This window comes from Brachybacterium endophyticum, assembly GCF_003130585.1.
Taxonomy (GTDB): Bacteria; Actinomycetota; Actinomycetes; order Actinomycetales; family Dermabacteraceae; genus Brachybacterium; species Brachybacterium endophyticum.
Genome location: NZ_QFKX01000008.1, coordinates 48,595 through 71,966 on the forward strand (window position 1 = coordinate 48,595; position 23,372 = coordinate 71,966).

A 23,372-nucleotide genomic window follows, 5' to 3' on the forward strand; every position below is an offset into this window, starting at 1 on the left:
CCGCCTCAGGAGAGGTTCTGCGGGGAGGCGTCGGACTCGACGGTGATCTTCCCGTCGATGATGTCCTGCTTGAGCCCGTCGACCTCCTTCTGGAGGTCCGCGGGGACCTTGGAGTCGAGGTCGTGGTACGGAGCGAGATCCACGCCGCCGTTCTCGAGGGTGCCCACGTACGGCTCGTTGTCGAAGGAGCCCGAGCTCGCCGACGTCGTGACGTCCTCGACCGAGGTGCCGATGCCCTTCTGCACGGAGGTCAGGATCAGCGGCTTCGCCTTCTTGTCGCTCACCGACTCGTAGCCGTCGGAGTCGACCCAGATCACGTACCGGCCCTTGTCCTCCTTGGCCGAGGCCAGCGTGCCCGAGCCCACGGGACCAGCGACGGGCATGACGATGTCGGCGCCCTGGGAGTAGAAGCTGTCGCTGAGGGCCTTGCCCTTGGACTGGTCCTCGAAGTTCCCGACGAAGGAGCCCTTCTGGGACTTCTTGTCCCAGCCCAGCAGCTTGACGTCCTTCTTGTGGACCTCGTTGTACTTGGCGACGCCGTCGGCGAAGCCGTCCATGAAGATGGTGACGGTCGGGATCTGGATGCCGCCGTAGGTGGCGACGGTGCCGGTCTCGGTGGTGCCCGCCGCGACGTAGCCCGCGAGGTACGCGGCCTGGGCGGTGTCGAAGGAGAGCGGCTTGACGTTGTCGACCTCGATGGCCTTGCCGTCCTCGTCCTGCGCGGTCGAGTCGATGATCGCGAACTCGACGTCCGAGTTGGCCTTGCCCGCGGTGCCGGTGGCCGGAGCGAGCAGGAAGCCGACGGTGAAGATGAGCTTGCAGTCCTGGTTCACGAGATTGTCGATGTTGGTCGAGAACTGCGAGGGGTCGGTGGACTCGGCCGTCGCGGTCTGGATCTTCAGGTCCTTCTCGGACGCCTTGAGACCCTCGTACCCGGACTCGTTGAACGACTTGTCGTCGAAGCCGCCGGAGTCGGAGACCATGCAGGCCTTGAAGTCGGAGGAGGGCTCGCCGCCGCCGTCGCTGCCGGAGGAGGCCTCCTGCGGGGCGCTGCCGCAGGCGGCGAGGGCGAGGGCGCTGACGCCGGCGAGGGCCAGGGTGCGGGACAGGATCTTCAACGTGTCCTCCAGGGATGGAGCGGAAGGGATGGGAGAGCTGCGGTGACCGGGGTCGGCTCGGCCCGGGCGCTGACGTTCTCTCAGGGGCCGTGGGGAGGAGGGAAAGCTGGGGAAGGCTCCCGTGCCCCGGTCGTCGTCGTCCGGGACGCGCGGCGTTCACAGTAGCCGTCAGCCACGTCACAACGCGCCGGTTCTGCGCAGTGTGCCCGAACCGTTATCAGACTGTGGCCGCGCCCGCATCGACCGTCCGCTCCTCGGTGTCGGCCGGGGCCTCCGCAACCCGCGAGCGCCCCTCAGGCGAGCGGCGTGTCCCGCAGCAGGCAGACGTGAGCGAGCACGTCCGCACCGATCGCGATCGCTCGCTCGTCGACCGTGAAGTCACCCATGTGCAGGTCGTAGGTGCGACCGCCGGGTGTGCGCGTGCCGAGGCGAGCGAGCGCACCCGGCACCTTCTCGAGGTACCAGGCGAAGTCCTCGCCGCCCAGGGACTGGCGCGCCGTGTCCAGCTGCTCGCGCCCGCACACGTGGATCACCGCGTCCTCGAGGAAGCGGACGCTCAGGGGGTCGTTGGAGACCGGCGGCACCCCGCGGTCGTGCTGCACGGTCGCGGTCACGCCCCACATCCGGGCGATCTCCCCCATCAGCTCCTCGAGCAGCTCCTCGGCGCGGTCCCAGGCCTCGTGGTCCAGGCAGCGCAGCGTCCCCTCGAGGACGCCGGAGGACGGGATCGCGTTGAAGGCGGAGCCGGCGTGGATCGAGCCCCAGGTGAGGTTCACGCCGCTGCGCGGGTCCATGCGCCTGCTGAACGCGGCGGGCACCTGGGTGACGATCTGGCCCAGGGCGTAGATCAGGTCCTGGGTGAGGTGGGGGCGGGAGGTGTGCCCGCCGGCCCCGCGCACCTCGATGCGCACCGGATCGGTCGCCGAGGTGATCGGGCCGGGCTTGAGGCCGACGTGCCCGACGTCGACGCCCGGATCGCAGTGCAGGGCGAAGATCGAGTCGACGCCGTCGACCACGCCCTCGCCGATCAGCTCGAGCGCGCCGCAGGGGTGCTTCTCCTCCGAGGGCTGGTAGATCAGCCGCACGGTGCGCCGCAGCGCGCCCGTCTCGGCGACCCGCACGAGGGCCATGGCAGCCCCCAGCACGGCGCTCATGTGCACGTCGTGGCCGCAGGCGTGCGAGACGCCGTCGACCGCGGAGCGGTAGGAGACGCTCGAGAGCTCGGGGATGCCCAGGGCGTCCATGTCCGCACGCAGGGCGACGGCCGGAAGGCTCGGGTCGCTGCCGGGGATGTCGCAGATCAGACCGGTGCGCGGCATCCGCACGGGGGCGAGGCCGAGCGCGCGCAGGTGCTCGTCGATGACGTCCGTGGTGGCGTGCTCGGCGTGGCTGAGCTCGGGGTGGCGATGGAGATGGCGGCGCACCTCCCGCAGCTCGTCCTCCCGTTCGCGCAGGGTGCGACGGATCAGCCCGTCGGCCCCCAGCATCGTGCGCATCCGCTCGTCGACACCACTGTCCACGGTCGCGACCGTCCTTCCCTGCTGCCCCTCGTCCCGGTGCCGCCGGCCTCCCTGCGCTCAGCGCAGGTCGGCGTGCCCCGTCTCCTCGAGGCGGGCGACGAGCTCGGCGAGGGCGCGGGGGTCGTCGTCGCCGACGACCAGCAGCACGTCGTCGGTCTCGACGACGCTCACGCCGTCCACCCCGACCAGGGCGATCGGACGCTGCGAGGAACCGTACACCGTGGCGCGGGCGCGGCGATCGAGCGTCCGCACCGAGCCCACGACGGCCACGTCGGACCCCTCTCCCCCGCTCCCCTGCTCCCGGTCACCGTCGCCGCGGGCGCGTCGCACCTGTCGCGCCAGGGCGGCGTAGTCGCCCACGTCGTCCCAGTCGAGGGCCGCGGGCACCACCGCGACGCGCCCCTGGGCGGCGAGCGGCTCGGCCAGGGCGTGGTCGATCGGGATGCGGGTCAGCGCGGGCCAGGTCTCGGCGAGGACGGGCGAGGCGGGATCGTCCTCGAGGGCCGCAGCGATCCGGCGCACCCCGGAGGCGAGCGAGGGGATCTGCTCGGCGAGGGAGTCCAGCAGCACGCGGGCACGCACCACGAACATGCCGGCGTTCCACAAGTGCCGACCCCCGGCCAGGAACTGCGCGGCACGTTCGGCATCCGGCTTCTCCACGAAGCTGGCCACCAGGCGGGCGCCGGTGCCCTCGAGGGACGGCAGCGGCGAGGGGGCGTGCCCCTCGGACCGTTCGATGTACCCGAAGCCCGTCGCCGGGCGGGTGGGAGTGATGCCGATCGTGGCCAGGTAGCCGCGCTCGGCGGCGCGCCTGGCCGAGGCCACCGCGGCGCGGAAGGCACCCTCGTCGCCGATCTCGTGGTCGGCGGCGAAGGACCCGATCACGGCATCGGGCGCTTCGCGCTCGATCACCGCCGCGGCGAGGGCGATCGCGGGCATCGAGTCGCGTGGCGAGGGCTCGGCGAGCACGCGCACCGCGGCTCCGTCGACCTGCTCGCGCACGGCGGCCACGTGCTGCTCACCGGTGACCACGCAGGGCGGGGCATCGGCGAGATCGGAGAGACGATCCAGGGTCTTCTGCAGGAGCGAGCGGCCTCTGCCCGTCGGATCCAACAGGAACTTGGGGCGCCCCTGCCGTGAGAGTGGCCACAGACGGGTGCCCGCACCACCGGCCGGCACCACGGGGACGAAGGGGGCGGGATCCTCCGTCTGACGTCCTGACACGGCGTCAGCAGCCTGGTTCTCCGGGGTCGCGCGGTCGTCGGGGCTCTCGTCCTCGGGCATGCGGTCCAGGCTATCCGGAGTGTCGCCGACGCCCGGCGCGACCTGCGGCGGTGCTACTCTGGCAGAGCCCCACGCCGGGCACGATGAGGACGTCGTCGTGGTCACGGGCACTGGCTCGTGGACATCGCTGTTCCGCCTGAACTGCGCAGGTCGGAGCATCCCGGCACACACCAGTCACAGTCGGAGGAATCCGTGGCATCAGCAGAGGCCGGGACGCTCTATCGCGGACGCGAGGGCATGTGGTCCTGGGTCGCGCACCGTATCTCAGGAATGCTCATCTTCTTGTTCCTGATCGTGCACGTCATGGACACCGCCCTCGTGCGCGTGTCCCCCGAGGCCTACAACGAGGTGATCGGGCACTACAAGACCATCGTCTTCGGGCTCGGCGAGATCGGCCTGGTCGGCGCGATCTGCTTCCACGCCCTCAACGGCATCCGGGTGATCCTGGTCGACTTCTGGGCCCAGGGCGCACGCCGCCAGCGCATGATGTTCTGGAGCGTCGTCGGCCTGTGGGTGCTGCTCATGATCGGTTTCGTGCCCCGCCAGCTGGGCCACATGTTCGGATGGTGGTGACCTGATGACCGCGACCCAGATCCCTGATCCGACCAAGCGCTATCAGCGCACCGGACTGCGCGGACGCAACATCGAGATGCTCTCGTGGCTGTTCATGCGCTTCTCGGGCGCCGTGCTCGTGATCCTCGTCTTCGGGCACCTCTTCGTGAACCTGTGGCTGGGCGAGGGCGTGCAGCGCATCGACTTCGCCTTCGTCTCCGGCAAGTGGGCGAACCCCTTCTGGCAGCTGTGGGACCTGTGCATGCTGTGGCTCGGCATGCTCCACGGCGGCAACGGCGTGCGCACGATCATCAACGACTACGCCCGCGGCCCCCGGCTCCGGCTGGTGCTCAAGGCCCTGCTCTACATCGCCGTGGTGGCGACCGTGGTCCTGGGCACGCTGGTGATCTTCACGTTCTCACCGTGCCCCGCCGGCGCCGAGCCCTCGCTCCTGCCCTCCATCTGCTCCGAGTGATCCTGGAGACCCCCTGACATGCAGACGCATTCCTACGACGTGCTGATCGTCGGCGCCGGCGGCGCCGGCATGCGTGCGGCCCTCGAGGCCGGCCCCCGTGCCCGCACCGCCGTCATCACGAAGCTGTACCCCACCCGCTCCCACACCGGCGCCGCCCAGGGCGGCATGTGCGCCGCCCTCGCGAACGTCGAGGAGGACAACTGGGAGTGGCACACCTACGACACCGTCAAGGGCGGGGACTACCTGGTCGACCAGGACGCCGCCGAGGTCATGGCCAAGGAGGCCATCGACGCGGTGCTCGACCTGGAGAAGATGGGCCTGCCCTTCAACCGCACCCCGGAGGGCCGGATCGACCAGCGTCGCTTCGGCGGCCACACCCGTGAGCACGGCGAGGCGCCCGTGCGGCGTTCCTGCTACGCCGCGGACCGCACCGGCCACATGATCCTGCAGACGCTCTACCAGAACTGCGTGAAGCAGAAGGTCGAGTTCTTCAACGAGTACTACGCGCTGGACGTGCTGCTGAGCGGCGACCCCCGCACCGACGAGAACGTCCGCGCCGCCGGCATCGTCGCCTACGAGCTCGCCACCGGCGAGGTCCACATCTTCCGGGCGAAGTCCGTCGTCTTCGCCACCGGTGGGTTCGGCAAGATGTTCAAGACCACCTCGAACGCCCACACGCTGACGGGCGACGGTCCCGCCATGGCGCTGAACCGCGGCATCCCGCTCGAGGACATGGAGTTCTTCCAGTTCCACCCGACGGGTCTCGCGGGCCTGGGCATCCTGCTCTCCGAGGCGGCCCGCGGCGAGGGCGGCATCCTGCGCAACAGCAACATGGAGCGGTTCATGGAGACCTACGCTCCGACCCTCAAGGACCTCGCTCCCCGTGACGTCGTCGCCCGCGCGATGGCCAACGAGGTGCGGGAGGGGCGCGGGTGCGGGCCCAACAAGGACTACGTGCTCCTCGACCTCACCCACCTCGAGCCCGCGCACATCGATGCGAAGCTCCCGGACATCACCGAGTTCGCCCGCACCTACCTCGGCGTCGAGCCCTACACCGAGCCGGTCCCCGTCTTCCCGACGGCGCACTACGGCATGGGCGGCATCCCCACGAACATCAAGGGCGAGGTGCTGCGCAACGAGACCGACGTGATCCCCGGCCTGTACGCGGCCGGCGAGGTCGCCTGCGTCTCGGTCCACGGCGGCAACCGCCTGGGGACCAACTCCCTGCTGGACATCAACGTCTTCGGCAAGCGCGCGGGCGTGGCCGCGGCCGAGCACGCGCAGACGGTGGAGTACCCCGAGCTGCCCGAAGGGGTCGAGACCCCGATCGTCGAGCAGCTGCAGCGTCTGCGCGACCGTCCTGCGACCGAGGACCGGATCGCCGACATCCGCAAGGAGCTGCAGGAGACCATGGACGCCAACGTCCAGGTGTTCCGCACCGACGAGACCTGCCGGAAGGCCCTCGCGGACATCAAGAAGCTCAAGAAGCGCTACGAGACCGTCGCCGTCCAGGACAAGGGGCTGCGGTACAACCTCGATCTGCTCGAGGCGGTCGAGCTGGGCTTCCTGCTCGAGCTCGCCGAGGTCGTCGCCCTCGGGTCGCTCGAGCGCAAGGAGTCGCGCGGCGGCCACTTCCGCGAGGACTTCCCCACGCGAGACGACGTCAACTTCCTCAAGCACACCATGGCCTACAAGACGCTCGACGGCGAGGGCCTGGAGGGCACGGACATCGTGCTGGGCACCAAGGACGTCGTCATCACCCGTTACGAGCCGAAGGAGCGCACGTTCTGATGACTGCTGTCGCAGAGAGGGCCGAGGCAGAGCCCGAGGCGGAGGAGATCCCCTCCTTCGATGTCACGCTCAAGATCAGCCGCTTCAACCCCGACGCCGAGGGCAAGCCCAAGCCCTACTGGCAGGAGTTCACCGTCACCATGCACGGCACCGACCGTGTGCTGGACGCGCTCCACGAGGCCAAGTGGCACCAGGACGGCTCGCTGACGTTCCGTCGTTCGTGCGCGCACGGCGTGTGCGGCTCCGACGCCATGCGCATCAACGGCCGCAACCGCCTGGCCTGCAAGACCCTGCTGAAGGACCTGGACATCTCCAAGCCCATCACGGTCGAGCCGATCAAGGGCCTGCCGGTCGAGAAGGACCTCATCGTCGACATGGAGCCCTTCTTCGACGCGTACCGCGAGGTCATGCCGTTCCTCGTGTCCGAGGGGCAGGAGCCCAGCCGGGAGCGTCTGCAGTCGGCCGAGGAGCGCGAGCGCTTCGACGACACCACCAAGTGCATCCTGTGCGCGGCGTGCACGTCCGCATGCCCGATTTTCTGGACCGACGGCCAGTACTTCGGCCCGGCCGCGATCGTCAACGCCCACCGCTTCATCTTCGACTCGCGCGACGACGCCGGTGAGCAGCGCCTGGAGATCCTGAACTCCAAGGAGGGTGTGTGGCGCTGCCGCACCACCTTCAACTGCAGCGAGGCGTGCCCGCGCGGCATCCAGATCACCAAGGCGATCGCCGAGGTCAAGCAGGCCGTCATCCGCGGCCGGGTCTGACGGAGCGCTGAGGGAACCCCGTCGGCACCTGGGCCCTTCCCACCGCCTATAGGAGAGTTCCGTGCCGAGAAGCCCGCTTCTCGGCACGGAACTCTCCTATAGAGGGGTCATCGGACGGACAGCAGGGGTCATCCGGCGGATAGGGGTCATCGGGCGGAGAGCGCGTGCAACCGGTCGGGCAGTTGCCGGTCCCCCGGCCGAACTCGCAACGCCGTAGCCCTCAGGCAGCGGCGTCCAGCACCTCACGCAGGCGTCGGGCGAAGGCCTCGGGCTCGCCCGGGTTCAGGGGATTCCCGCGCATGAAGCCGCCGTGGTCCCCGGGGAAGACGACTGCCTCGGACCCGAGCAGATCGGCGGTCGCGCGCGTGGTGCGGGCAGTGATGGTGTCGCCGCTGCCCTCCCCCACGGCGAGGACGATCCGGCTGGTCGTAGTCGGCAGAGCCCGCAGCGCCTCGACGTCCGGCTGGTACTCGGAGACGGCCCTGCTGCTGCCGGAGAGCAGCGGATCCTCGCGCCGTCCATCGTCCTCGGCCGGCATCCCGAAGCGGGACGGGTCCGGCGGCGCGGCGGCGAGGAATTCCTCGGTGAAGGGGCCCTGCCACGTGACCATCCCCAGGAACGCGGCCATGCCCGCTCCCCATCCACGGTCGTGGTACGCGGCCGTGACGGCGTGGTCGGCCCGTGCGGCGAGGTCCGCGTCGGGCAGCACGTTCCGCAGCGGCGGTTCGTGGGCGACCAGCACGTTGACGTCGTCGGGGTGGGCGGCGATCAGCGCGAGCCCGGTGACCGCGCCGCCGCTGCTGCCGAAGACATCGACGGGGCCGCCCAGTTCCGAGATCAGCCGGTGGAGGTCCTCGGCCTGCACACGTGGATCGTTCTCGCGGCTCCCGTCGCGCCGTGTGCTCGCTCCGAGCCCGCGGGGATCGTAGGAGACCACCGTCCGATCGGGGAACTGCTCGGCGAGGTCCGTGAAGCCCTCCGAGGTCATCGGCTGCCCGATCATCAGAAGCGTGGGAACGTCGCCGGTCGGCGGCAGCGGGCCCCGGATGGTGTACGCGATGTCCGCGTCAGCCAGGGCGAGGGTGCGGTTCTCGGTGGTGACCATCGGTGTCCTCCTGAGGGAGCAGGTCCGCCGTCGCCACCAGTATCCGCCGGCCTCGCGAGAGGGGGACGACTTCCTGACGAGAAGGACCACGCCGGACGGACCCACCGCGGTCCGCATCGGGCGAAGGCTCTGTCGCCTTGCCCCATACCCCACGCCTCGGGCCTCGCGCCTCGTATCCCGTGCCCCGTGCCCCGGCCCGTGCCCCGGCCCAGGCCCTTACCCAGGCCGTCTATATGAGAGTTCCGAGCCCAGAATCGCTGTTCTTGACTCGGAACTGTCATTTAGAAGGGGTTCCGCCGCGGGCCGTGACGACGCCGCCACCGTCCCGGCCGACGCCTTCCCCTCCCTCGTCAGCTGTAGCTGATCACGAGCGGAGCGTGGTCCGACCAGCGGGTGTCGTAGCTGGGGGCCCGGTCGACCGTCGCGCTCGTCGCGCGGGTGGCGAGGTCGGGGTCCGCGAGCTGGTAGTCGATCCTCCAGCCGGAGTCGTTGTCGAAGGCCTTCCCGCGCTGCGACCACCAGGTGTACGGGCCGGGGCCCTCGCCGACGAGGCGGCGCTGCACGTCGACCCACTCGGCCCCCTCACCGGTGCCGCCGCCCTCGGCGCGCACAGTGGGCCCGTCGGTGCCGACCAGGCGGTCGAGGTAGGCACGCTCCTCGGGGAGGAAGCCGGCGGACTTCAGATTGCCCTTCCAGTTCTTGATGTCCCATTCGGTGTGGGCCACGTTGAGGTCGCCGGTGAGCACCACGTGGCGACCGTCGGCCCGCAGATCGGCCAGACGCTGCATCATCACGTCGAGGAACGCGTACTTGTCGGTCATCGTCTGCGGCTTCTCGGTGTTGCCGGAGTGCATGTAGCAGGAGATCACCGTCAGAGCGCGGCCGTCCCCGAGGGGCTCGGACAGGTCCGCCTCGAGCCAGCGCCCGGTGTGGGTGGGCTCGGTGAGGCCGGGGAGCCCGGATCGCACGCCGTCGAGGTCGATCGACGGCACGCTCGTGCGGGCGGCGATCGCCACGCCGGCCCGGCCCTTCAGCTCGGAGGGCAAGCCCACGATGCGCCAGTCCTCCCCCACGAGATCCGCGAGGAGCTCCTCAGGAGCGCGCACCTCCTGGAGGGTGATGACGTCGGCAGGGGTGGCAGCGAGCCAGTCGGCCATTCCCTTGCGGGCGGCGGCGCGCAGGCCGTTCACGTTGACGGTGGCGAGGGTGAAAGTCATGCCCGCCAGTATTCCAGTCGGGGACGACACGGCGCGCCGCCCGCTCCGCTCAGCCCTGCGGCGCGATCCCCGCGGCGCGCTCGGCCGCCTCGACGACGTTGGTCATGAGCAGTGCGACGGTCATCGGCCCGACCCCGCCGGGGTTCGGCGAGAGGTGGCCGGCGGTCTCCTCGACGCCGGGGGCGACGTCGCCGTACACCTTGTACTTGCCGGTCTCGGGGATCTTCTCGCCGCGGGTGACGCCCACGTCGAGCACGGCAGCGCCCGGCTTCACGTCCTCGGGTCGCACCAGGTGCTTGACCCCGGCGGCGGCCACGATGACGTCGGCCCGGCGCAGGTGGGAGGCGAGGTCGACGGTCCCGGTGTGGGTGAGGGTGACGGTCGCGTTGAGCTCGCGGCGGGTCAGGATCAGACCGATCGAGCGGCCGATGGTCACGCCGCGGCCGACGACCACGACGTGCTTGCCCTTGAGGTCGACGTCGTGGCGCAGCAGCAGCTCGATGGCGGCGCGCGGCGTGCAGGGCAGCGGGGAGGTGATGGGGCCGTTGACGTTCAGGACGAGGCGTCCGAGGTTGGTCGGGTGGAGGCCGTCGGCGTCCTTGTCGGGGTCGATGCGCTCGAGGATGGCGTCGGTGTCCAGGTGCTTCGGCAGCGGCAGCTGCACGATGTAGCCGTGGCACTCGGGGTCGGCGTTGAGGCGGTCGACGACCTCCTCGACCTCCTCCTGCGTCGCGGTGGCCGGCAGCTCGATCTGGATCGAGTTCATGCCGATCGACTCGGAACGGCGGTGCTTCATCCCCACATACAACGCCGATCCGGGGTCGTCTCCGACCAGGACGGTGGCGATCCCGGGGGTGATGCCGCGCTCCTTGAGCGCTGCGACGCGCTCGGAGAGCTCCTGGGTGATCTGCTTGGCCGTGGCGCGGCCGTCGAGCTTCTGTGCGGTCATGGGAACTCCTTGCTGCGGGCGGGGCCCGGGCGACGGATCGGGTGCGGCCGAACGGACGGGGCGCCCGCGGCGTGGTGCCGCGGGCGCCCGTCCCGTTCTCAGTACTGCTGCAGGCCCGCGTACAGGGGCTTCTTCTCGGCGAGCGCACGGGTGCGGGAGCGCAGCGCCTCGACGTCCGGGGAGTCCTGGAGGGCCAGGGCGATGACGTCGGCGATCTCGGTGAACTCGTCGGCGCCGAAGCCGCGGGTGGCCAGCGCGGGAGTGCCGATGCGCAGGCCCGAGGTGACGCGCGGAGGCCGCGGGTCGTTGGGCACGGCGTTGCGGTTCACGGTGATGCCGACCTCGTGGAGGCGGTCCTCGGCCTGCTGGCCGTCGAGCTCGGAGTCCACGAGGTCCACGAGGACGAGGTGCACGTCGGTGCCGCCGGAGAGGACCTTGACGCCGGCCGCGGCGGCATCGGTGGCCTGCAGACGATCGGCGAGGATCTGCGCGCCCTCGAGGGTGCGCCGCTGACGGTCCACGAAGTCCTCGCCCGCCGCGATCTTCAGTGCGACGGCCTTGGCCGCGATCACGTGCATGAGCGGTCCGCCCTGCTGACCGGGGAAGACCGCGGAGTCGATCTTCTTCGCCCAGTCCTGGGTGGACAGGATCATGCCGGAGCGGGGACCGCCGATGGTCTTGTGGATCGTGGTGGAGGTGACGTCGGCATACGGCACGGGGCTGGGGTGCAGGCCGGCCGCGACCAGGCCCGCGAAGTGGGCCATGTCCACCCACAGGGAGGCCCCGACCTCGTCGGCGATCGAGCGGAACGCCTCGAAGTCGAGCTGACGGGGGTAGGCCGACCAGCCCGCGCAGATCACCTTCGGGTGGGTCTGCAGGGCCAGCTCGCGGACCTTGTCCATGTCGATGCGACCGGTGGCGGGATCCAGCTCGTAGGCGGCGATGTCGTACAGGCGCCCCGAGAAGTTGATCTTCATGCCGTGGGTGAGGTGGCCGCCGTGCGCCAGCGACAGGCCCATCAGCGTGTCGCCCGCGCGGGCGAGCGCATGCATGACCGAAGCGTTCGCGGTCGCCCCCGAGTGCGGCTGCACGTTCGCGTGGTCCGCGCCGAACAGGCTCTTCGCCCGCTCGATCGCGATCTCCTCGGCGACGTCGACCTCCTCGCAGCCGCCGTAGTAGCGCCGTCCGGGGTACCCCTCGGCGTACTTGTTGGTCAGCACCGACCCCTGTGCCTCCAGGACGGCCCGGGGCACGAAGTTCTCCGAGGCGATCATCTCGAGGGTACCGCGCTGGCGGTCGAGCTCGCGGTCCAGGACCCGTGCGATGTCGGGGTCGAGGTCGGCGATGGACTGGTCGAGGACGTTCACGGGGCCTCCTGGGTGGTGCCGCACGGGTGGGCGGCACGGGGTCGCGGGGTTGCGGTGCGGGTCCCGGCCGGGCGCCGCGCGCTCCCGGGTCCACGCGGCCATCCTAGGCGGGCGCGCCCCGCGACGGTCAGATGTCCACGCCCCAGCGCACCGGCTCCGGTTCGAGCCGCACGCCGAAGCTCTTCTCGACCCCGTCGCGCACGGCCCGCGCCAGCTCGGCGAGGTCGTCCGCACTGGCGTCACCGCGGTTGGTCAGTGCCAGCGAGTGCTTGGTGGACAGGCTCGCGCGGGGGCCGACGGAGAACCCCTTGTCGAAGCCCGCGTGGCTGATCAGCCAGGCGGCGCTGGACTTGACCAGGCCCTCTCCGGCGGGGAAGCGCGGGGCGTCGTCGGGCAGCTGCTGGGCCTGCTCGATGGGGAGGATCGGGTTGGTGAAGAAGCTGCCCGCGCTCCAGGTGTCATGGTCGGAGGGATCCAGGACCATGCCCTTGGAGGCGCGGATCTCCAGCACCGCCTGACGCACCCGTGCCATCGGGACCCGCTCCCCCACCTCGACGCCCAGGTACTGGGCGAGCTGACCGTAGCGGATGGGCTCGGACATCTCCCCCACGCGGTGCTGGAAGGACACCGAGAGCACCACGTAGCGGCCCGTCGGCGACGGGGCGGCTCCCTGGTAGCGGGTGCGCTTGAACAGGCTGTCGCGGTATCCGAACTCGCAGTCGGCCGCGTAGAAGGTGCGCACGGCCCCCTTCTCGCGGTCCCAGGTGCGTACCCGCGTGATCGTGGCGGAGACCTCCTGGCCGTAGGCACCGACGTTCTGGATCGGTGTCGCGCCCACGCTGCCGGGGATGCCCGACAGCGCCTCGATGCCGATCATCTCGCGCGCCACCGCATAGGCGACCGCGCGGTCCCAGCTGACGCCTGCGAAGTACTCGGCGGTCGCGCCTCCGCAGCTGGCGTCGAGGGGCGTCAGGTCGACGTCCCCGGCCGACGAGGGCCCCGCAGGGGACTCTCCCACGGCCTCCGCCGTGGTCACCGACGGGGTCGCGGGCGTGCCGGCGCCGTCGACGTCACAGGTCGCGTCGAGGACCGGGGCGTCGCCGGGGTCGGTCATCAGCACCACGGTGCCCTCGAACGGCTGATCGGAGGGCAGGAAGTTCGAGCCTCCTCCGAGCACGAGGAGCGGCCGGCCCGCTTCGTCGGCTGCTCGGATCGCCTCGATAGCCTGCTGCTCCTCGCGCGCGACGACGAGGTCCTGGATCGCTCCGCCGACCCGCAGCGTGGTGAGCTCTGCGAGCTTCACGCGGCATCTCCGCCCGACGTGGCCGACGGCGACGTCGAGGCCGCACCGACCTGCTCCCCGTCGGGCACCCCGGTGTCCAGCGCGACGCTGGCACGGGCCCGGCCGAGCACCTTGGTGCCGGCGGCCTCGGCGGTCACGTCGAGCTCGGCGGTGCCTGCCTCGGCGTCGAGCGCACGCACGGTGACCACGATGCTCAGCGTCGTGGCCTCGAGGGCGGGCACCGGGACGGGCTTGGTGAAGCGCGTCGAGCACGCGTGCACGGCGGCGGGATCGCCGACGGCGTCCACGACCGCGCTCATCGCCGTTCCCAGCGTGAGCATCCCGTGGGCGATGACGCCGGGCAGGCCCACCTGCTCGGCGAAGGCGTCGTTGTAGTGGATGGGGTTGAAGTCACCGGAGGCTCCCGCGTACCGCACGAGGCTGTCGCGGGAGATCGGGTACTCGCGCCGGGCCAGCTCCTGGCCCTTCTCGAGATCCGTGAGGCGGAGGCTGCTGGTCATCTGGAGGTCTCCTTCGCTCACTCGCCGCGCACGACGATGACGGAGCGGACGGCGGCGACGCTCTGTCCTGCCTCGTCCGCGACGTCCACTCGGGTGGTGATCATGGTGTGGCCGCCGGCCGCGCGGATGGACTCGACGGTGAGGGTGGGGACCAGGCGGTCGCCCGCGACGACGGGCCGGTGCAGCTCGAAGCCCTCCTCACCGTGGACCACGCGTGAGAAGTCGATGCCCGCGGCGGGGTCCTCGATGTAGGCCGCCTCGGTCGACTGGGCGAGGGAGACCAGGAAGGTCGGAGGGGCGACGAGACCGGCGTGACCGGCTGCCCGGGCCGCGGTCTCATCGGTGTGCACGGCGTCCGTGGCACCGGTGGCACGCGCGAACTCGGCGATCTTCGCGCCCGAGACGACGTGGACGGGGCCGCTGGGATAGGTGCGACCGGCGAAGGCCGGATCCGGCGTGGGACTCATCTAGGCTCTCCTGGACTGCGGGGCGGGTCGACGACGTGGCGATCGGCTCTCGGAGCGATTCGCGACGGTCTCCATCCTGCCACCTCCGGCCTGCGACCTCGGCCGCCGCCGCGCACCGGCCGTGACACGTCGGGACCCCGCAGGCGCCCCCACAGACGACGAGAGCCACCCGGGTTACCCGGGTGGCTCTCGTGGAAGCGTGCGTTCGCGCGCGGACCGTTCAGCGGGTCTCGCGGTGAGCGGTCTGCTTGTTGCAGGTGGGGCAGAACTTTGCCAGCTCGAGACGGTCGGGGGTGTTCCGACGGTTCTTCTTGGTGATGTAGTTCCGCGCCTTGCACTCGGTGCAGGCCATGGTGATCTTGGGACGCACGTCCGAGCTCTTGCTCGCCATGGTTCGCCTCTTTCTCCAAGGCGCGTCGTCCGCGCCACGTGGTCCCCGCGAAGGGGGCTGCGTTCGTGCACTCCGGCGGGGCCGGCGTGGTACCGAGGGCGGGGATCGAACCCGCGACCTCACGATTATGAGTCGTGCGCTCTGACCGTCTGAGCTACCCCGGCGCGATCGATGGAACGGCCCGATCTCTGCTGAGACCGGGCCGACCAACCATCAGAGCCCTGAAAGGGAATCGAACCCTTGACCTTCTCCTTACCATGGAGATGCTCTGCCGACTGAGCTATCAGGGCAAGCCCCGAGAACATTACCGGCGGCCCCGCAGGGCGGCAAACCGCTGGTCGAACTCGGTGCCTGGGATCACACGGGGTGATCCTCGGCGTGGCAGGTGAGGGATTCGAACCCCCGAAGGCAATGCCAGCTGATTTACAGTCAGATCCCTTTGGCCGCTTGGGTAACCTGCCGAGTCCTGCCCGCTCGCTCCGAAGTCCTGGGACCCCGTCCGCTCGCGGACCTGAACTAGCATACTGGGCGCGCATCAGCAGGGCCAACTCGATCGGCCTCCTGAGCGCATGACGCTGCTCACAGCGTCCTGACCAGCACTTCTCGACCCCGCACCGCAGGAGGACCGCAATGGCCGATTCCTCGTTCGACATCGTCAGCAAGCTCGACCGCCAGGAAGTCGACAACGCCGTGAACCAGGCCGTCAAGGAGGTCGGGCAGCGCTACGACTTCCGCGGCACCGACGCCTCGCTGAACCTCAGCGGCGACTCGATCGTGATGACCGCGAACGCGGAGGAGCGTGTGCTCGCGGTCCTCGACGTGCTGCAGACCAAGCTGCTGCGTCGCGGCCTCTCCCTCAAGAGCATCGACGTGGGTGAGCCGCAGCAGTCGGGCAAGGTGGTGCGCCTGGTCGCCGACCTCAAGGAGGGCATCAGCTCCGAGGAGGCCAAGAAGATCTCGAAGATCATCCGCGACGAGGGCCCCAAGGGCGTGAAGGCCCAGATCCAGGGGGACGAGCTACGGGTGTCCTCGAAGAAGCGCGACGACCTGCAGGCGGTGATCGCGCTGCTGAAGGGCAAGGACCTCGACGTCGCGCTGCAGTTCGTCAACTACCGCTGAGACCTCTCCCCCGCCCCGGCACGCACGAGACCCCCGGTCGGATGACCGGGGGTCTCGTGTCTCTCGGGGCCGGCAGCGGTCGTCACGCTGCGGAACCGGGCCCACCGCTTCGGCGCGGTGGGATCAGGCGTTGGAGTTCGAGGTGTCGTCCTGCTGATCGGCCTGGTTCTCGAGGTCCTTGCCATGGGTCTGGAAGGCCTCGACGAGGCTGTCCAGGCTCTGGGAGGTGAAGCTCGACCAGTCCTCCTTGAACTTGTCGGCGTCCGGTCCCTCCCACTCGACACCCTGCACGGTGCCGTCGAGGTCCTTGAAGGCGTCGCGGATCTTGTCGCCGGCGTCCTTGACGGCCTGCGCGGTGTCGCGGCCCTGGTCCGGATCCATTCCCTTGAAAGACATGCTGTTCCCCTGTTCGTGAAGTCTGCTGCGTGTGGTCGATGTCGAGCGGGTGATGCGGCGGCCGGCAGCGGTGCCGGCCCCGGATCACTTCGAGGAGGCCTGCTCCTGCTCCTTGGCGTTGCTGTCGGCGCGCTCGGCGAGATCCTGCGCCGCCTGCTGGACCTTCTGGACCTGCTGCTGCAGGTCGCCCTCGAAGGTGCTGACGTAGTCGTCGCGGTCCTCACCGGTCCAGTCGAGGTCGGTGACCTTGCCCTTGGCGTCGTTGTAGTAGTTCATGATGTCGTCCGCGGCATCGTTGATCTTCTGCGCCATCTGGCGGACGTTGTCCGGGTTCATGCCCTTCTTGGCCATGGTCCACTCCTTGTTCGGTGTTCGTACCTGTCCCACCTCGTCGGGGTGTGGGCGGTGGCTGCCGACCCGTCCTCCCCTGTCCTCCAGGTGATGACTCAACAGTATTCAGTCGGATGTGGCTTGGCGATGGGGAGAAGTACCCATGCACGCCTCTCGGGCCCCACGAACAGCATCACTCCAGGTCACACGTCCCGCGGGCCGTCCTCCTCAGCGCTCGACCGTCCACATCCGGCTCCCCACGGGGGTTTCGGAGGGCGCTGCGGGCGCATCGGGACGGGGCGGGCCCTGCCGTTCAGCCGACCGGGCGCACGGAGTCCTGGATCGCGCGCAGGCGGCCGATCTGCTCGTCGGCGTGCTCGCTGCCGCAGCTGCCGACCACCTCGAGGAGATCGCTGACGTGCTCCGAGCGCGGGAGCATCGTGCAGCGCGTCGCCTGGACCACGGTGCGCTGTCCGGGCTGCGTGTAGCCGTACTCGCTCGCGATCCAGGTGACGCCCTCGAGCTCGAGCTCACCGGTCCCGAGCTCCTCGAGCTGCGGCAGAGCGGACTTCCTCGTCTCCAGGCTCGTCCGGATGCTCTCCACGGGCGTCCCCGCGGGACAGCGCTGGATGGTCACCACCACGTTGCTGCGGAAGCGACCCTCGACGCGTGGCTCCGCGACCGCCATCTGCACACCGGGGACGGCGAGCGTCTCCCAGTCGTCGGGGATCTCGAGCGTGAAGCCCACCGGTGGCGGGAAGTCCTCGTTCGGGTAGGTGATCTGCACCGTCATCGGTCACTCCGTCCGTCCCGGCCCCGGGGTCGCCGCGAATCTACCAGGGCTCCGGAGCGCCGGATCGACGGCTGTGGACGAACCGGGAGGCGGCGACTGGGACAGCGCCGGCGGGGACAGCGCCGGCGAGGAGCACGAGAACGGGCCCGGACCGCGTGCTGCGGTCCGGGCCCGTGACGGTCCCCGTGACGGGGATCGGCGGCGCGTCAGTGCGAGGAGACGGCGGCCTGCTCGGAAGCGTTCTTGGCCGCCGAGGAGCCGAGGGCCTCCACGGCCTTCATGATCTGCTGCAGGGCGGGGACCACGTCCGACTCCCAGGTGCCACGGAAGTCGTCCGCATCGGGGCCCTCCCAGTCGACGTCCCGGAGTCCCGAGGTGAGGTCCTTCTCGATGGTCGTGATGTCCTCCGCGGCATCGCTGAGCTGCTTGGCGATCTGCTGCACCTGCTCGACGTCCATACCCTGCTGGGCCATTGCCTGCTCCTCCTGGTTCTCGCGGGCCCGCTCTCGCGGGACCCGTGGCGGGAGTGGTTCCCGCGCGAGGGGCCGGCGCCGTCCCGCCGTGCTCCTGGGACCACTGTAGGGAGAACCGTTCAGGAGCGACATGGGGAGTACTCCCCATGTGGACAGTCGGCCTCGCGATCACGTGGCCTCCCGCCTCCGGTCACTCCGTGATCTGGGCGACCTGGAGCTTCGCGGCGCGACCGGAGGCGACGAGGAACCCGCGCCCGGGCGGGAAGTCCGCCGTGCGGATCCTGCCCAGCGGGGTGCCCAGCAGCGAGTCGCCGTCGGTGTCGCCGGGCTGGAGGATCAGTCCCCTGCGTCCTGCCTTGAAGGGCTGGGCGAGCGTATAGGCCTGGCGCCAGGTGCTGGTCTCGTTCTCGCCGATCACGAACTGGCCCTCGCGCACGCAGGCGCGCACCAGGCGGTCCAGGTCGTTCTCGACCCCGCTGCCGGTGAAGTCGGCGACCCCGTCGAGCACGAGGGCGAGCCGGCCCTCCTCGAGGTTCCCCGATTCCACGGTGGCCAGCAGCTGCGAGGCCAGCTCCTTGACCCGCTCCGTGTCCGACGCCTCGACGTCCCACAGGTCCAGCCCGGTGAGCGGGCTCCGGCGTGCCGAGAACCGCACCAGCCGCATCCCTCCGGGCAGGGCTTTCAGGCCGGTGGCGATGGTGCGCACGGCAGTGGTGCGACCCGAGCTGACGGGCCCGGTCACCATGAACGCGCCGCGGGGCTCGAGGGTGATCTCGGCGAGGTCCTCGTCGCCCACGCCGATGACGGGACGGCCGTCCACGACCTGCTGCAGGCGCGAGAGCTCGACCCGCTCCGGCAGGGACTCGACCCGCGGCGCACCGGGGACACCGGCCCGCCGCATGGCGCGGGCGAGCTCGGAGACCTCCCGCGACTGCAGGGCGACGTTGGAGTCGCCGCCGTGGACGGCGACCTGCACCTCGTGCCCCTCGAGGATCGCTCGGCCAGGAGGCGACGAGCCGTCGAGCACGTCCTTGGCCTCCCCGAAGCCGGAGTAGTCGTCGGGCGAGGCCATGCGATGGATCAGACGACGCTGGATCGAGGACCCCAGGGAGGTCGGCACCGCGTTCGGCCGGTCGCCCGTGACGATGACGTGCACACCCACCTGGCGGCCGTCGGTCGCGATCTGCACGAAGGTCGTGAACCACTTGGTCAGGCTCGAGGAGTCATACGCCTCGCGGAAGGCGGCCATGCCGTCGACCAGCAGCAGGATGCGCGGGGTCGTGGACTTCCCGGACAGCTCCCGGTACTCCGCGATCGAGCCCGCCCGCACCGCGGCGAAGGACTTCGCCCTCTCGTCGATGACGCCGCGCAGGGTGCGCAGCAGGCGGATCACGCGCTCCTCGTCGTCGCCGGCGATGATCGCGCCCACGTGCGGGAGCTCCTCGAGCATCTGCAGGCCCGAGGCACCGAAGTCGAGGCCGTACACGTGCACGGGGCCGCCGCGGGCGGTGGCGCTGGCCGCGGAGATCGCGATCGTGCGCAGCGTCGTGGACTTCCCGGATCCGCCGGTGCCGTAGATCGCCATGTTGCCGTCGCGGTCGGGGAGGTAGGAGACCGTCGGCTGGTCCTGGTTCTCCGGCACGTCCATGACGCCGAGCAGGAGGTCCTCGTCGGTGCGCTTGCTGGGCAGCAGGGCGAGGTCGTAGGCGGGGGCGAGCTCGGAGAGCCAGGGCTTGCGCGGCGCGTGCACGCCGGCTTCCTCGGAGGCGCGTCCGATCGTGCGCACCATGCGGGAGATGTCGTTGGGCCCCAGCTCGCTGCGATCGGGGCGGGGCGGGGCGGGGACGTCCCAGATGTCGCCGGTGCCGAACTCCTTCTCGACGATGTCGATGCGGGCCCGCTCGGGCTCGTCGGTGGTCCAGCCGCCGGCGTACCCGGTCTGGAACGTCGCGATCCGTCCGGGACCGGTCTTGGCGGCCGCGCGACCGGGAATGCCCGGGTCGAAGTGGGCCGCCATGACGTCGCCCAGAATGTCCTTGGAATCGGCCTCGTCGGCCATGCGCAGGGCGATCCGCAGGTTGGTGTTCGCCCGCAGGTTGTCCTTGATGACACCCGCCGGTCGCTGGGTCGCCAGGACCAGGTGCAGCCCCAGCGAGCGACCACGGGCGGCGACGTCCACGACTCCGTCGACGAACTCGGGGACCTCCTTGGCCAGGGCCGCGAACTCGTCGACGATGATGATCAGGCTGGGCGGCGCCTCGGGATCACCGGTGCGCTCGAGGGACACCAGGTCCTTGGCCTTCTTGCGGTTCAGCAGGTGCTCCCGGTACTGCAGCTCGGCCCGCAGCGAGGTCAGGGCGCGCCGCACCAGGTGCGGCGAGAGGTCGGTGACCATGCCCACCGCGTGCGGCAGCTCGATGCAGTCGGCGAAGGCGGACCCGCCCTTGTAGTCGACGAACAGGAAGGTGACGCGGTCGGGCGAGTGGGCGGTGGCCATGCCCATCACCCAGGCCTGGAGGAACTCGGACTTGCCGGCGCCGGTGGTCCCGCCCACCAGGGCGTGCGGGCCGTGGGTACGCAGGTCCAGATGAAAGGCGTCCTGGCCGTCGTGGCCGATCAGGCCCCGCAGGGTCGCGTCGTGCTTGCGGGGCACGGGCGGGGCACCGTCCCGCGGCACCAGCGATCCGTTCTCCTTCCAGTGCTCAACGACGGCCCCGGGCGCCTCGGCGAGGTCGGTGCCGGCCAGGGTCAGGTACGAGATCGCGCGCGGCAGGTCGGAGTCGTCGTCGATCGGCACACCCGCGTCGATCACCGGAGAGAGGTGGCGGGCCACGCCCGCCGCCGCCTCGAGGGCCAGGGTCTCGACGCTGACCGGGTAGTACCGCTCGCCGCGACGGACGATGCCGGCGCTGGCGCCCTCGACGTTCTCCTCGCTGGAGAGGTAGGTGCGGCAGGCGGCCGGCAGCGCAGCGACGTTCGGGGCGGACCAGATCACGAACACGCCGACGTCGGGACCGCGCTCGGCGATGCGCACCAGGCGCGCTCGGTCCACGGGGGCATCGTCCTCGACGACGAGGACCAGGTTCGGGGTGACGGGGTCGGGGGCCTGCTCGGGCTCGGCGGAGATGTCGACCCGGACGGCTCGACGCAGCGCGGGCGGCTCCCCTCCCGAGCGCTCCTCGATGAGCTCCTCGATGCGGGAGATCAACGCGAGCCCCGAGGTGGGTCCGTCGGCCATGTGATCACCGGGCAACGGGGAGTGGGGGCTCGAGGTGTGCGGCAGCCACTTCAGCCACTCCCAGAGCCGGCGTGAGGAGCGCGAGGTCAGCGCGGCGATCGCGAGGTCCGTCGGCGAATGCAGCGCGAACAGCTGGGTGACCAGGCCGCGGGCCACGGCATCTGCCTGCTCCCCTCCTCCGGCGACGCCGATGCCGCCGGACTCGCGCAGGTCGCCGACGACGGGCACGCCCGCGATCGTGCGGTACTCCTCGTGCATGTCCTCGAGCTGGTCCCAGTACTTCGCGATGGTGTCGTTCTCGCCGGGCATGGGGATCGCGACCCTCGACTCGGCGACGCCCAGCCCCAGTCGGACCGTCGTGAAGGCCTCGTGCTCGGGCCGGTGGGTCCACAGCAGCCGCCCCAGGCGGTACGCGGAGTCGACGGCGTCGGCGGTGGACGGGGTCTCGACCAGCCGCACGGCCCTCTCGAGGTCCTGGGCGGCGGTCACCCGTCTCTTCAGGGAGGCGAGGCCCTCCTCGAAGTTCCTGATGCTCCGCTCGAGCTGCTTGCGGTTCTGGTACTTGCGGTTGAGGTACCCGGCCGTCGCCATCATCGGCATCATGAACACGAAGATCAGCGAGTAGGGGCTGCGGGTGACCGCGAACATCAGGCCGCCCATCAGCAGCGGCGCGAACATCATGAAGATCGGGAAGAACTGCGGGGTGGGCTCGCGCGGGGGCTGGGGCGGCGTGAGCTCGCGGTACTCGAAGCGGGGCACCACCCGCGGCGAGCGGTTGAACTCGACGACCGGGGAGTTCTGCGCACCGCCCCCGGCCCGGTGCAGCATGATGATCGAGAAGGTGGTGCCCCCGACCTCGACGGTGTCGGCGGGCCCGACGACGGCCTGCTCGACCTTCTCGCCGGAGATCAGGACGCCGTTGGACGAGCGCAGGTCGACGATCTCGACGGCGTCGGCGACGTTGATCCGGGCGTGGCGCTTGGAGAGCATCGCATCGGCGATGCGGATGTCGATGTCGCCCTCGCGTCCGATCACGCTGGAGCCGCTGGGCAGCGGGAACTCGCGGCCCTCCTCGGGCCCGGAGAGCACGCGCAGCAGGGCGACGGGGGCTCCGCGAGCCTCCGACCTGGTCGCGTACTGCTCCGAGGAGCGTGCGATCGAGACCACCGCGCCCGAGCGCAGTCCCGCCTCGATCAGGTCCGCGCCGCGGTTCAGCGACCGCACGCCCGCGGTGCCGGGTCCGGCCCCCGGGTCCTGGACCTGCAGGGTGAGTCCTTCTGGCGCTTCGTCGACCGATCGCAGGGGGTCAGCGAGATACAGCGCGTTCGCGACGTCGGCGACGCTCGCGGTCGCGTCGGCCGTGACCTCGAGATCCGTCAGACGGTCCTCGGGGCGGCGCAGCGTGAGCTTGATGCGCATGCGGGGATTCCTCGGGGTCGGGGCGGGGGCCCGGGTGGTTCACCCGGGCCCGGGGAGGGTCACTGCTCGTCGTCGGCGTCCTCGGCGGCGGTCTCGAGGAGCGGGAGGTCCTCGACCGTGACCAGGCGGGTGAACACGGCGTGCTCGACGAGCCGGGCGCGTCGGTTGCTCGCGAGCTTGCCGGGTCCGCCGCGCAGACCGCGCACGCCGATCCGGTCGAGCTTGTCGCATACGTTGTCGAGCTTGCGGTTGAACTTGGTGCGCGGCCATCCGAGGCGCTCGGCGGCCTGGGCGGAGGTCGGGACCGCGCTCATGCTGCTGCCCTCGCGCACCAGCATCGGCTCGGCGAGCGCCAGGATCAGCTGCTTCTGACTCTCGGTCAGCTGGACGGCGCCCATCGTCGTCTCCCCCACCGGGTCCTCCGGCGAGGGGCTGCGCTCGAACTCCGGCGTCTCGGCGTGGACGGAGAGCTCGTAGGTGGTGGGACCGGCCGTGAACACCACCTTGGTGACGTCGAAGACCAGGGGGAGCCGCGCGCCCGGCGCGAGCCAGGCCTGCAGGGCACCCGTGCCGTCGGTGATGGTGGCGGAGAGCCGGGAGCCGACGTTGCTGAGCCACCACAGCGAGTCGGTCCGGGAGACGGTGAGGAAGCGCCGGTGGAGGTAGGGATTGTCCTCGTCGACGATCAAATCGGCCTCGCGGCCGATGCTCAGCTCTGCCTCTTCGTCGGTGCGGTACCACTCACCGCAGAACTCGACCGAGATCGACGCTGTCATCTGGCTGTCCTCCCCCTGCTCC

The 23,372-nt window shown here is 70.5% G+C and carries 22 protein-coding genes and 3 tRNA genes; 5 read left to right on the forward strand and 20 right to left on the reverse strand.

Annotated elements, in window-relative coordinates:
- Positions 1 to 5: 5 nt before the first annotated feature.
- From DEO23_RS15395 to DEO23_RS15405, 3 genes are all read right to left on the reverse strand, one after another.
- Positions 6 to 1,118 (reverse strand): BMP family lipoprotein, encoded by a 1,113-nt coding sequence (locus tag DEO23_RS15395; RefSeq protein ID WP_109276918.1) that lies wholly within the window; start codon positions 1,116 to 1,118, stop codon positions 6 to 8.
- A gap of 293 nt (positions 1,119 to 1,411) precedes the next feature.
- Positions 1,412 to 2,638: an amidohydrolase gene (locus tag DEO23_RS15400; RefSeq protein ID WP_240613447.1), complete on the reverse strand. Its 1,227-nt coding sequence runs from the start codon at positions 2,636 to 2,638 to the stop codon at positions 1,412 to 1,414.
- 57 nt (positions 2,639 to 2,695) lie between these two features.
- Positions 2,696 to 3,922 (reverse strand): mannose-1-phosphate guanylyltransferase, encoded by a 1,227-nt coding sequence (locus tag DEO23_RS15405; protein ID WP_109276919.1) that lies wholly within the window; start codon positions 3,920 to 3,922, stop codon positions 2,696 to 2,698.
- Between the two features lie 192 nt (positions 3,923 to 4,114).
- Between DEO23_RS15405 and sdhC the strand changes: the two genes are divergently transcribed.
- From sdhC to DEO23_RS15425, 4 genes are read left to right on the forward strand one after another with little or no spacing between them, the layout of a single operon-like run.
- A complete protein-coding gene (gene sdhC, locus DEO23_RS15410; protein WP_109276920.1) occupies positions 4,115 to 4,495 on the forward strand; it encodes a succinate dehydrogenase, cytochrome b556 subunit in 381 nt (126 codons plus the stop codon).
- 4 nt (positions 4,496 to 4,499) lie between these two features.
- Positions 4,500 to 4,949 carry a succinate dehydrogenase hydrophobic membrane anchor subunit gene (locus DEO23_RS15415; RefSeq protein WP_165831878.1) on the forward strand — a complete coding sequence of 150 codons (450 nt, stop codon included), beginning with the start codon at positions 4,500 to 4,502 and terminating at the stop codon, positions 4,947 to 4,949.
- Between the two features lie 18 nt (positions 4,950 to 4,967).
- Entirely contained in the window at positions 4,968 to 6,740 is a 1,773-nt protein-coding gene (gene sdhA / locus DEO23_RS15420) for a succinate dehydrogenase flavoprotein subunit (protein WP_109276922.1), read from the forward strand.
- A complete protein-coding gene (locus DEO23_RS15425; protein WP_109276923.1) occupies positions 6,740 to 7,507 on the forward strand; it encodes a succinate dehydrogenase iron-sulfur subunit in 768 nt (255 codons plus the stop codon). Before sdhA ends, DEO23_RS15425 begins: the two co-directional genes overlap by 1 nt.
- Positions 7,508 to 7,727: 220 nt before the next feature.
- On the opposite strand, the gene DEO23_RS15430 is transcribed toward DEO23_RS15425, so the two are convergent.
- The 11 genes from DEO23_RS15430 to DEO23_RS15480 form a co-directional block, all read right to left on the reverse strand.
- The gene (locus tag DEO23_RS15430) at positions 7,728 to 8,612 is read right to left on the reverse strand and encodes an alpha/beta fold hydrolase (RefSeq protein ID WP_109276924.1); all 885 of its coding nucleotides are present in this window, start codon (positions 8,610 to 8,612) and stop codon (positions 7,728 to 7,730) included.
- A gap of 350 nt (positions 8,613 to 8,962) precedes the next feature.
- The gene (locus DEO23_RS15435) at positions 8,963 to 9,829 is read right to left on the reverse strand and encodes an exodeoxyribonuclease III (protein ID WP_109276925.1); all 867 of its coding nucleotides are present in this window, start codon (positions 9,827 to 9,829) and stop codon (positions 8,963 to 8,965) included.
- 49 nt (positions 9,830 to 9,878) lie between these two features.
- Positions 9,879 to 10,778, reverse strand: coding sequence for a bifunctional methylenetetrahydrofolate dehydrogenase/methenyltetrahydrofolate cyclohydrolase (locus tag DEO23_RS15440; protein WP_109276926.1), 900 nt, complete (start codon positions 10,776 to 10,778; stop codon positions 9,879 to 9,881).
- A gap of 98 nt (positions 10,779 to 10,876) precedes the next feature.
- Positions 10,877 to 12,145, reverse strand: coding sequence for a serine hydroxymethyltransferase (gene glyA, locus DEO23_RS15445; protein WP_109276927.1), 1,269 nt, complete (start codon positions 12,143 to 12,145; stop codon positions 10,877 to 10,879).
- A gap of 127 nt (positions 12,146 to 12,272) precedes the next feature.
- A complete protein-coding gene (locus DEO23_RS15450; protein WP_109276928.1) occupies positions 12,273 to 13,448 on the reverse strand; it encodes a UDP-N-acetylmuramate dehydrogenase in 1,176 nt (391 codons plus the stop codon).
- Positions 13,445 to 13,948, reverse strand: a complete 504-nt coding sequence (locus DEO23_RS15455) for a MaoC/PaaZ C-terminal domain-containing protein (RefSeq protein WP_109276929.1) — start codon at positions 13,946 to 13,948, stop codon at positions 13,445 to 13,447. Before DEO23_RS15455 ends, DEO23_RS15450 begins: the two co-directional genes overlap by 4 nt.
- Before the next feature lie 17 nt (positions 13,949 to 13,965).
- Entirely contained in the window at positions 13,966 to 14,415 is a 450-nt protein-coding gene (locus DEO23_RS15460) for an FAS1-like dehydratase domain-containing protein (protein ID WP_109276930.1), read from the reverse strand.
- Positions 14,416 to 14,635: 220 nt separating this feature from the next.
- Positions 14,636 to 14,806, reverse strand: coding sequence for a 50S ribosomal protein L33 (gene rpmG / locus DEO23_RS15465; protein ID WP_109276931.1), 171 nt, complete (start codon positions 14,804 to 14,806; stop codon positions 14,636 to 14,638).
- Positions 14,807 to 14,893: 87 nt separating this feature from the next.
- A tRNA-Met gene (locus DEO23_RS15470) sits at positions 14,894 to 14,970 on the reverse strand.
- Between the two features lie 53 nt (positions 14,971 to 15,023).
- Positions 15,024 to 15,096 (reverse strand) — tRNA-Thr (locus DEO23_RS15475).
- Between the two features lie 89 nt (positions 15,097 to 15,185).
- Positions 15,186 to 15,267: transfer RNA gene (locus DEO23_RS15480), tRNA-Tyr, on the reverse strand.
- A 169-nt stretch (positions 15,268 to 15,436) separates the two neighbouring features.
- Here DEO23_RS15480 and DEO23_RS15485 point away from each other — a divergent pair.
- Entirely contained in the window at positions 15,437 to 15,925 is a 489-nt protein-coding gene (locus DEO23_RS15485; protein ID WP_109276932.1) for a YajQ family cyclic di-GMP-binding protein, read from the forward strand.
- 123 nt (positions 15,926 to 16,048) lie between these two features.
- On the opposite strand, the gene DEO23_RS15490 is transcribed toward DEO23_RS15485, so the two are convergent.
- From DEO23_RS15490 to DEO23_RS15515, 6 genes are all read right to left on the reverse strand, one after another.
- Positions 16,049 to 16,321 (reverse strand): WXG100 family type VII secretion target, encoded by a 273-nt coding sequence (locus DEO23_RS15490; protein ID WP_109276933.1) that lies wholly within the window; start codon positions 16,319 to 16,321, stop codon positions 16,049 to 16,051.
- Positions 16,322 to 16,405: 84 nt separating this feature from the next.
- The gene (locus DEO23_RS15495; protein ID WP_109276934.1) at positions 16,406 to 16,672 is read right to left on the reverse strand and encodes a WXG100 family type VII secretion target; all 267 of its coding nucleotides are present in this window, start codon (positions 16,670 to 16,672) and stop codon (positions 16,406 to 16,408) included.
- Between the two features lie 292 nt (positions 16,673 to 16,964).
- On the reverse strand, positions 16,965 to 17,444 hold the full coding sequence (locus DEO23_RS15500; protein ID WP_109276935.1) for a hypothetical protein: 480 nt from the start codon (positions 17,442 to 17,444) through the stop codon (positions 16,965 to 16,967).
- Between the two features lie 206 nt (positions 17,445 to 17,650).
- The gene (locus tag DEO23_RS15505) at positions 17,651 to 17,917 is read right to left on the reverse strand and encodes a WXG100 family type VII secretion target (protein WP_240613448.1); all 267 of its coding nucleotides are present in this window, start codon (positions 17,915 to 17,917) and stop codon (positions 17,651 to 17,653) included.
- A gap of 190 nt (positions 17,918 to 18,107) precedes the next feature.
- Positions 18,108 to 22,574 carry an FtsK/SpoIIIE domain-containing protein gene (locus DEO23_RS15510; RefSeq protein ID WP_109276936.1) on the reverse strand — a complete coding sequence of 1,489 codons (4,467 nt, stop codon included), beginning with the start codon at positions 22,572 to 22,574 and terminating at the stop codon, positions 18,108 to 18,110.
- A gap of 59 nt (positions 22,575 to 22,633) precedes the next feature.
- The gene (locus tag DEO23_RS15515; RefSeq protein WP_109276937.1) at positions 22,634 to 23,350 is read right to left on the reverse strand and encodes an FHA domain-containing protein; all 717 of its coding nucleotides are present in this window, start codon (positions 23,348 to 23,350) and stop codon (positions 22,634 to 22,636) included.
- Between the last annotated feature and the right edge of the window lie 22 nt (positions 23,351 to 23,372).

Excerpts from the sequence above, each read along its gene's own strand:
- DEO23_RS15405 (WP_109276919.1), bottom strand. The coding sequence starts at position 3,922 with ATGCCCGAGGACGAGAGCCCCGACGACCGCGCGACCCCGGAGAACCAG.
- DEO23_RS15415 (WP_165831878.1), top strand. The coding sequence starts at position 4,500 with ATGACCGCGACCCAGATCCCTGATCCGACCAAGCGCTATCAGCGCACC.
- sdhA (WP_109276922.1), top strand. The coding sequence starts at position 4,968 with ATGCAGACGCATTCCTACGACGTGCTGATCGTCGGCGCCGGCGGCGCC.
- DEO23_RS15425 (WP_109276923.1), top strand. The coding sequence starts at position 6,740 with ATGACTGCTGTCGCAGAGAGGGCCGAGGCAGAGCCCGAGGCGGAGGAG.
- DEO23_RS15430 (WP_109276924.1), bottom strand. The coding sequence starts at position 8,612 with ATGGTCACCACCGAGAACCGCACCCTCGCCCTGGCTGACGCGGACATC.
- DEO23_RS15435 (WP_109276925.1), bottom strand. The coding sequence starts at position 9,829 with ATGACTTTCACCCTCGCCACCGTCAACGTGAACGGCCTGCGCGCCGCC.
- DEO23_RS15440 (WP_109276926.1), bottom strand. The coding sequence starts at position 10,778 with ATGACCGCACAGAAGCTCGACGGCCGCGCCACGGCCAAGCAGATCACC.
- DEO23_RS15455 (WP_109276929.1), bottom strand. The coding sequence starts at position 13,948 with ATGACCAGCAGCCTCCGCCTCACGGATCTCGAGAAGGGCCAGGAGCTG.
- DEO23_RS15460 (WP_109276930.1), bottom strand. The coding sequence starts at position 14,415 with ATGAGTCCCACGCCGGATCCGGCCTTCGCCGGTCGCACCTATCCCAGC.
- rpmG (WP_109276931.1), bottom strand. The coding sequence starts at position 14,806 with ATGGCGAGCAAGAGCTCGGACGTGCGTCCCAAGATCACCATGGCCTGC.
- DEO23_RS15485 (WP_109276932.1), top strand. The coding sequence starts at position 15,437 with ATGGCCGATTCCTCGTTCGACATCGTCAGCAAGCTCGACCGCCAGGAA.
- DEO23_RS15490 (WP_109276933.1), bottom strand. The coding sequence starts at position 16,321 with ATGTCTTTCAAGGGAATGGATCCGGACCAGGGCCGCGACACCGCGCAG.
- DEO23_RS15495 (WP_109276934.1), bottom strand. The coding sequence starts at position 16,672 with ATGGCCAAGAAGGGCATGAACCCGGACAACGTCCGCCAGATGGCGCAG.
- DEO23_RS15500 (WP_109276935.1), bottom strand. The coding sequence starts at position 17,444 with ATGACGGTGCAGATCACCTACCCGAACGAGGACTTCCCGCCACCGGTG.
- DEO23_RS15505 (WP_240613448.1), bottom strand. The coding sequence starts at position 17,917 with ATGGCCCAGCAGGGTATGGACGTCGAGCAGGTGCAGCAGATCGCCAAG.
- DEO23_RS15510 (WP_109276936.1), bottom strand. The coding sequence starts at position 22,574 with ATGCGCATCAAGCTCACGCTGCGCCGCCCCGAGGACCGTCTGACGGAT.
- DEO23_RS15515 (WP_109276937.1), bottom strand. The coding sequence starts at position 23,350 with ATGACAGCGTCGATCTCGGTCGAGTTCTGCGGTGAGTGGTACCGCACC.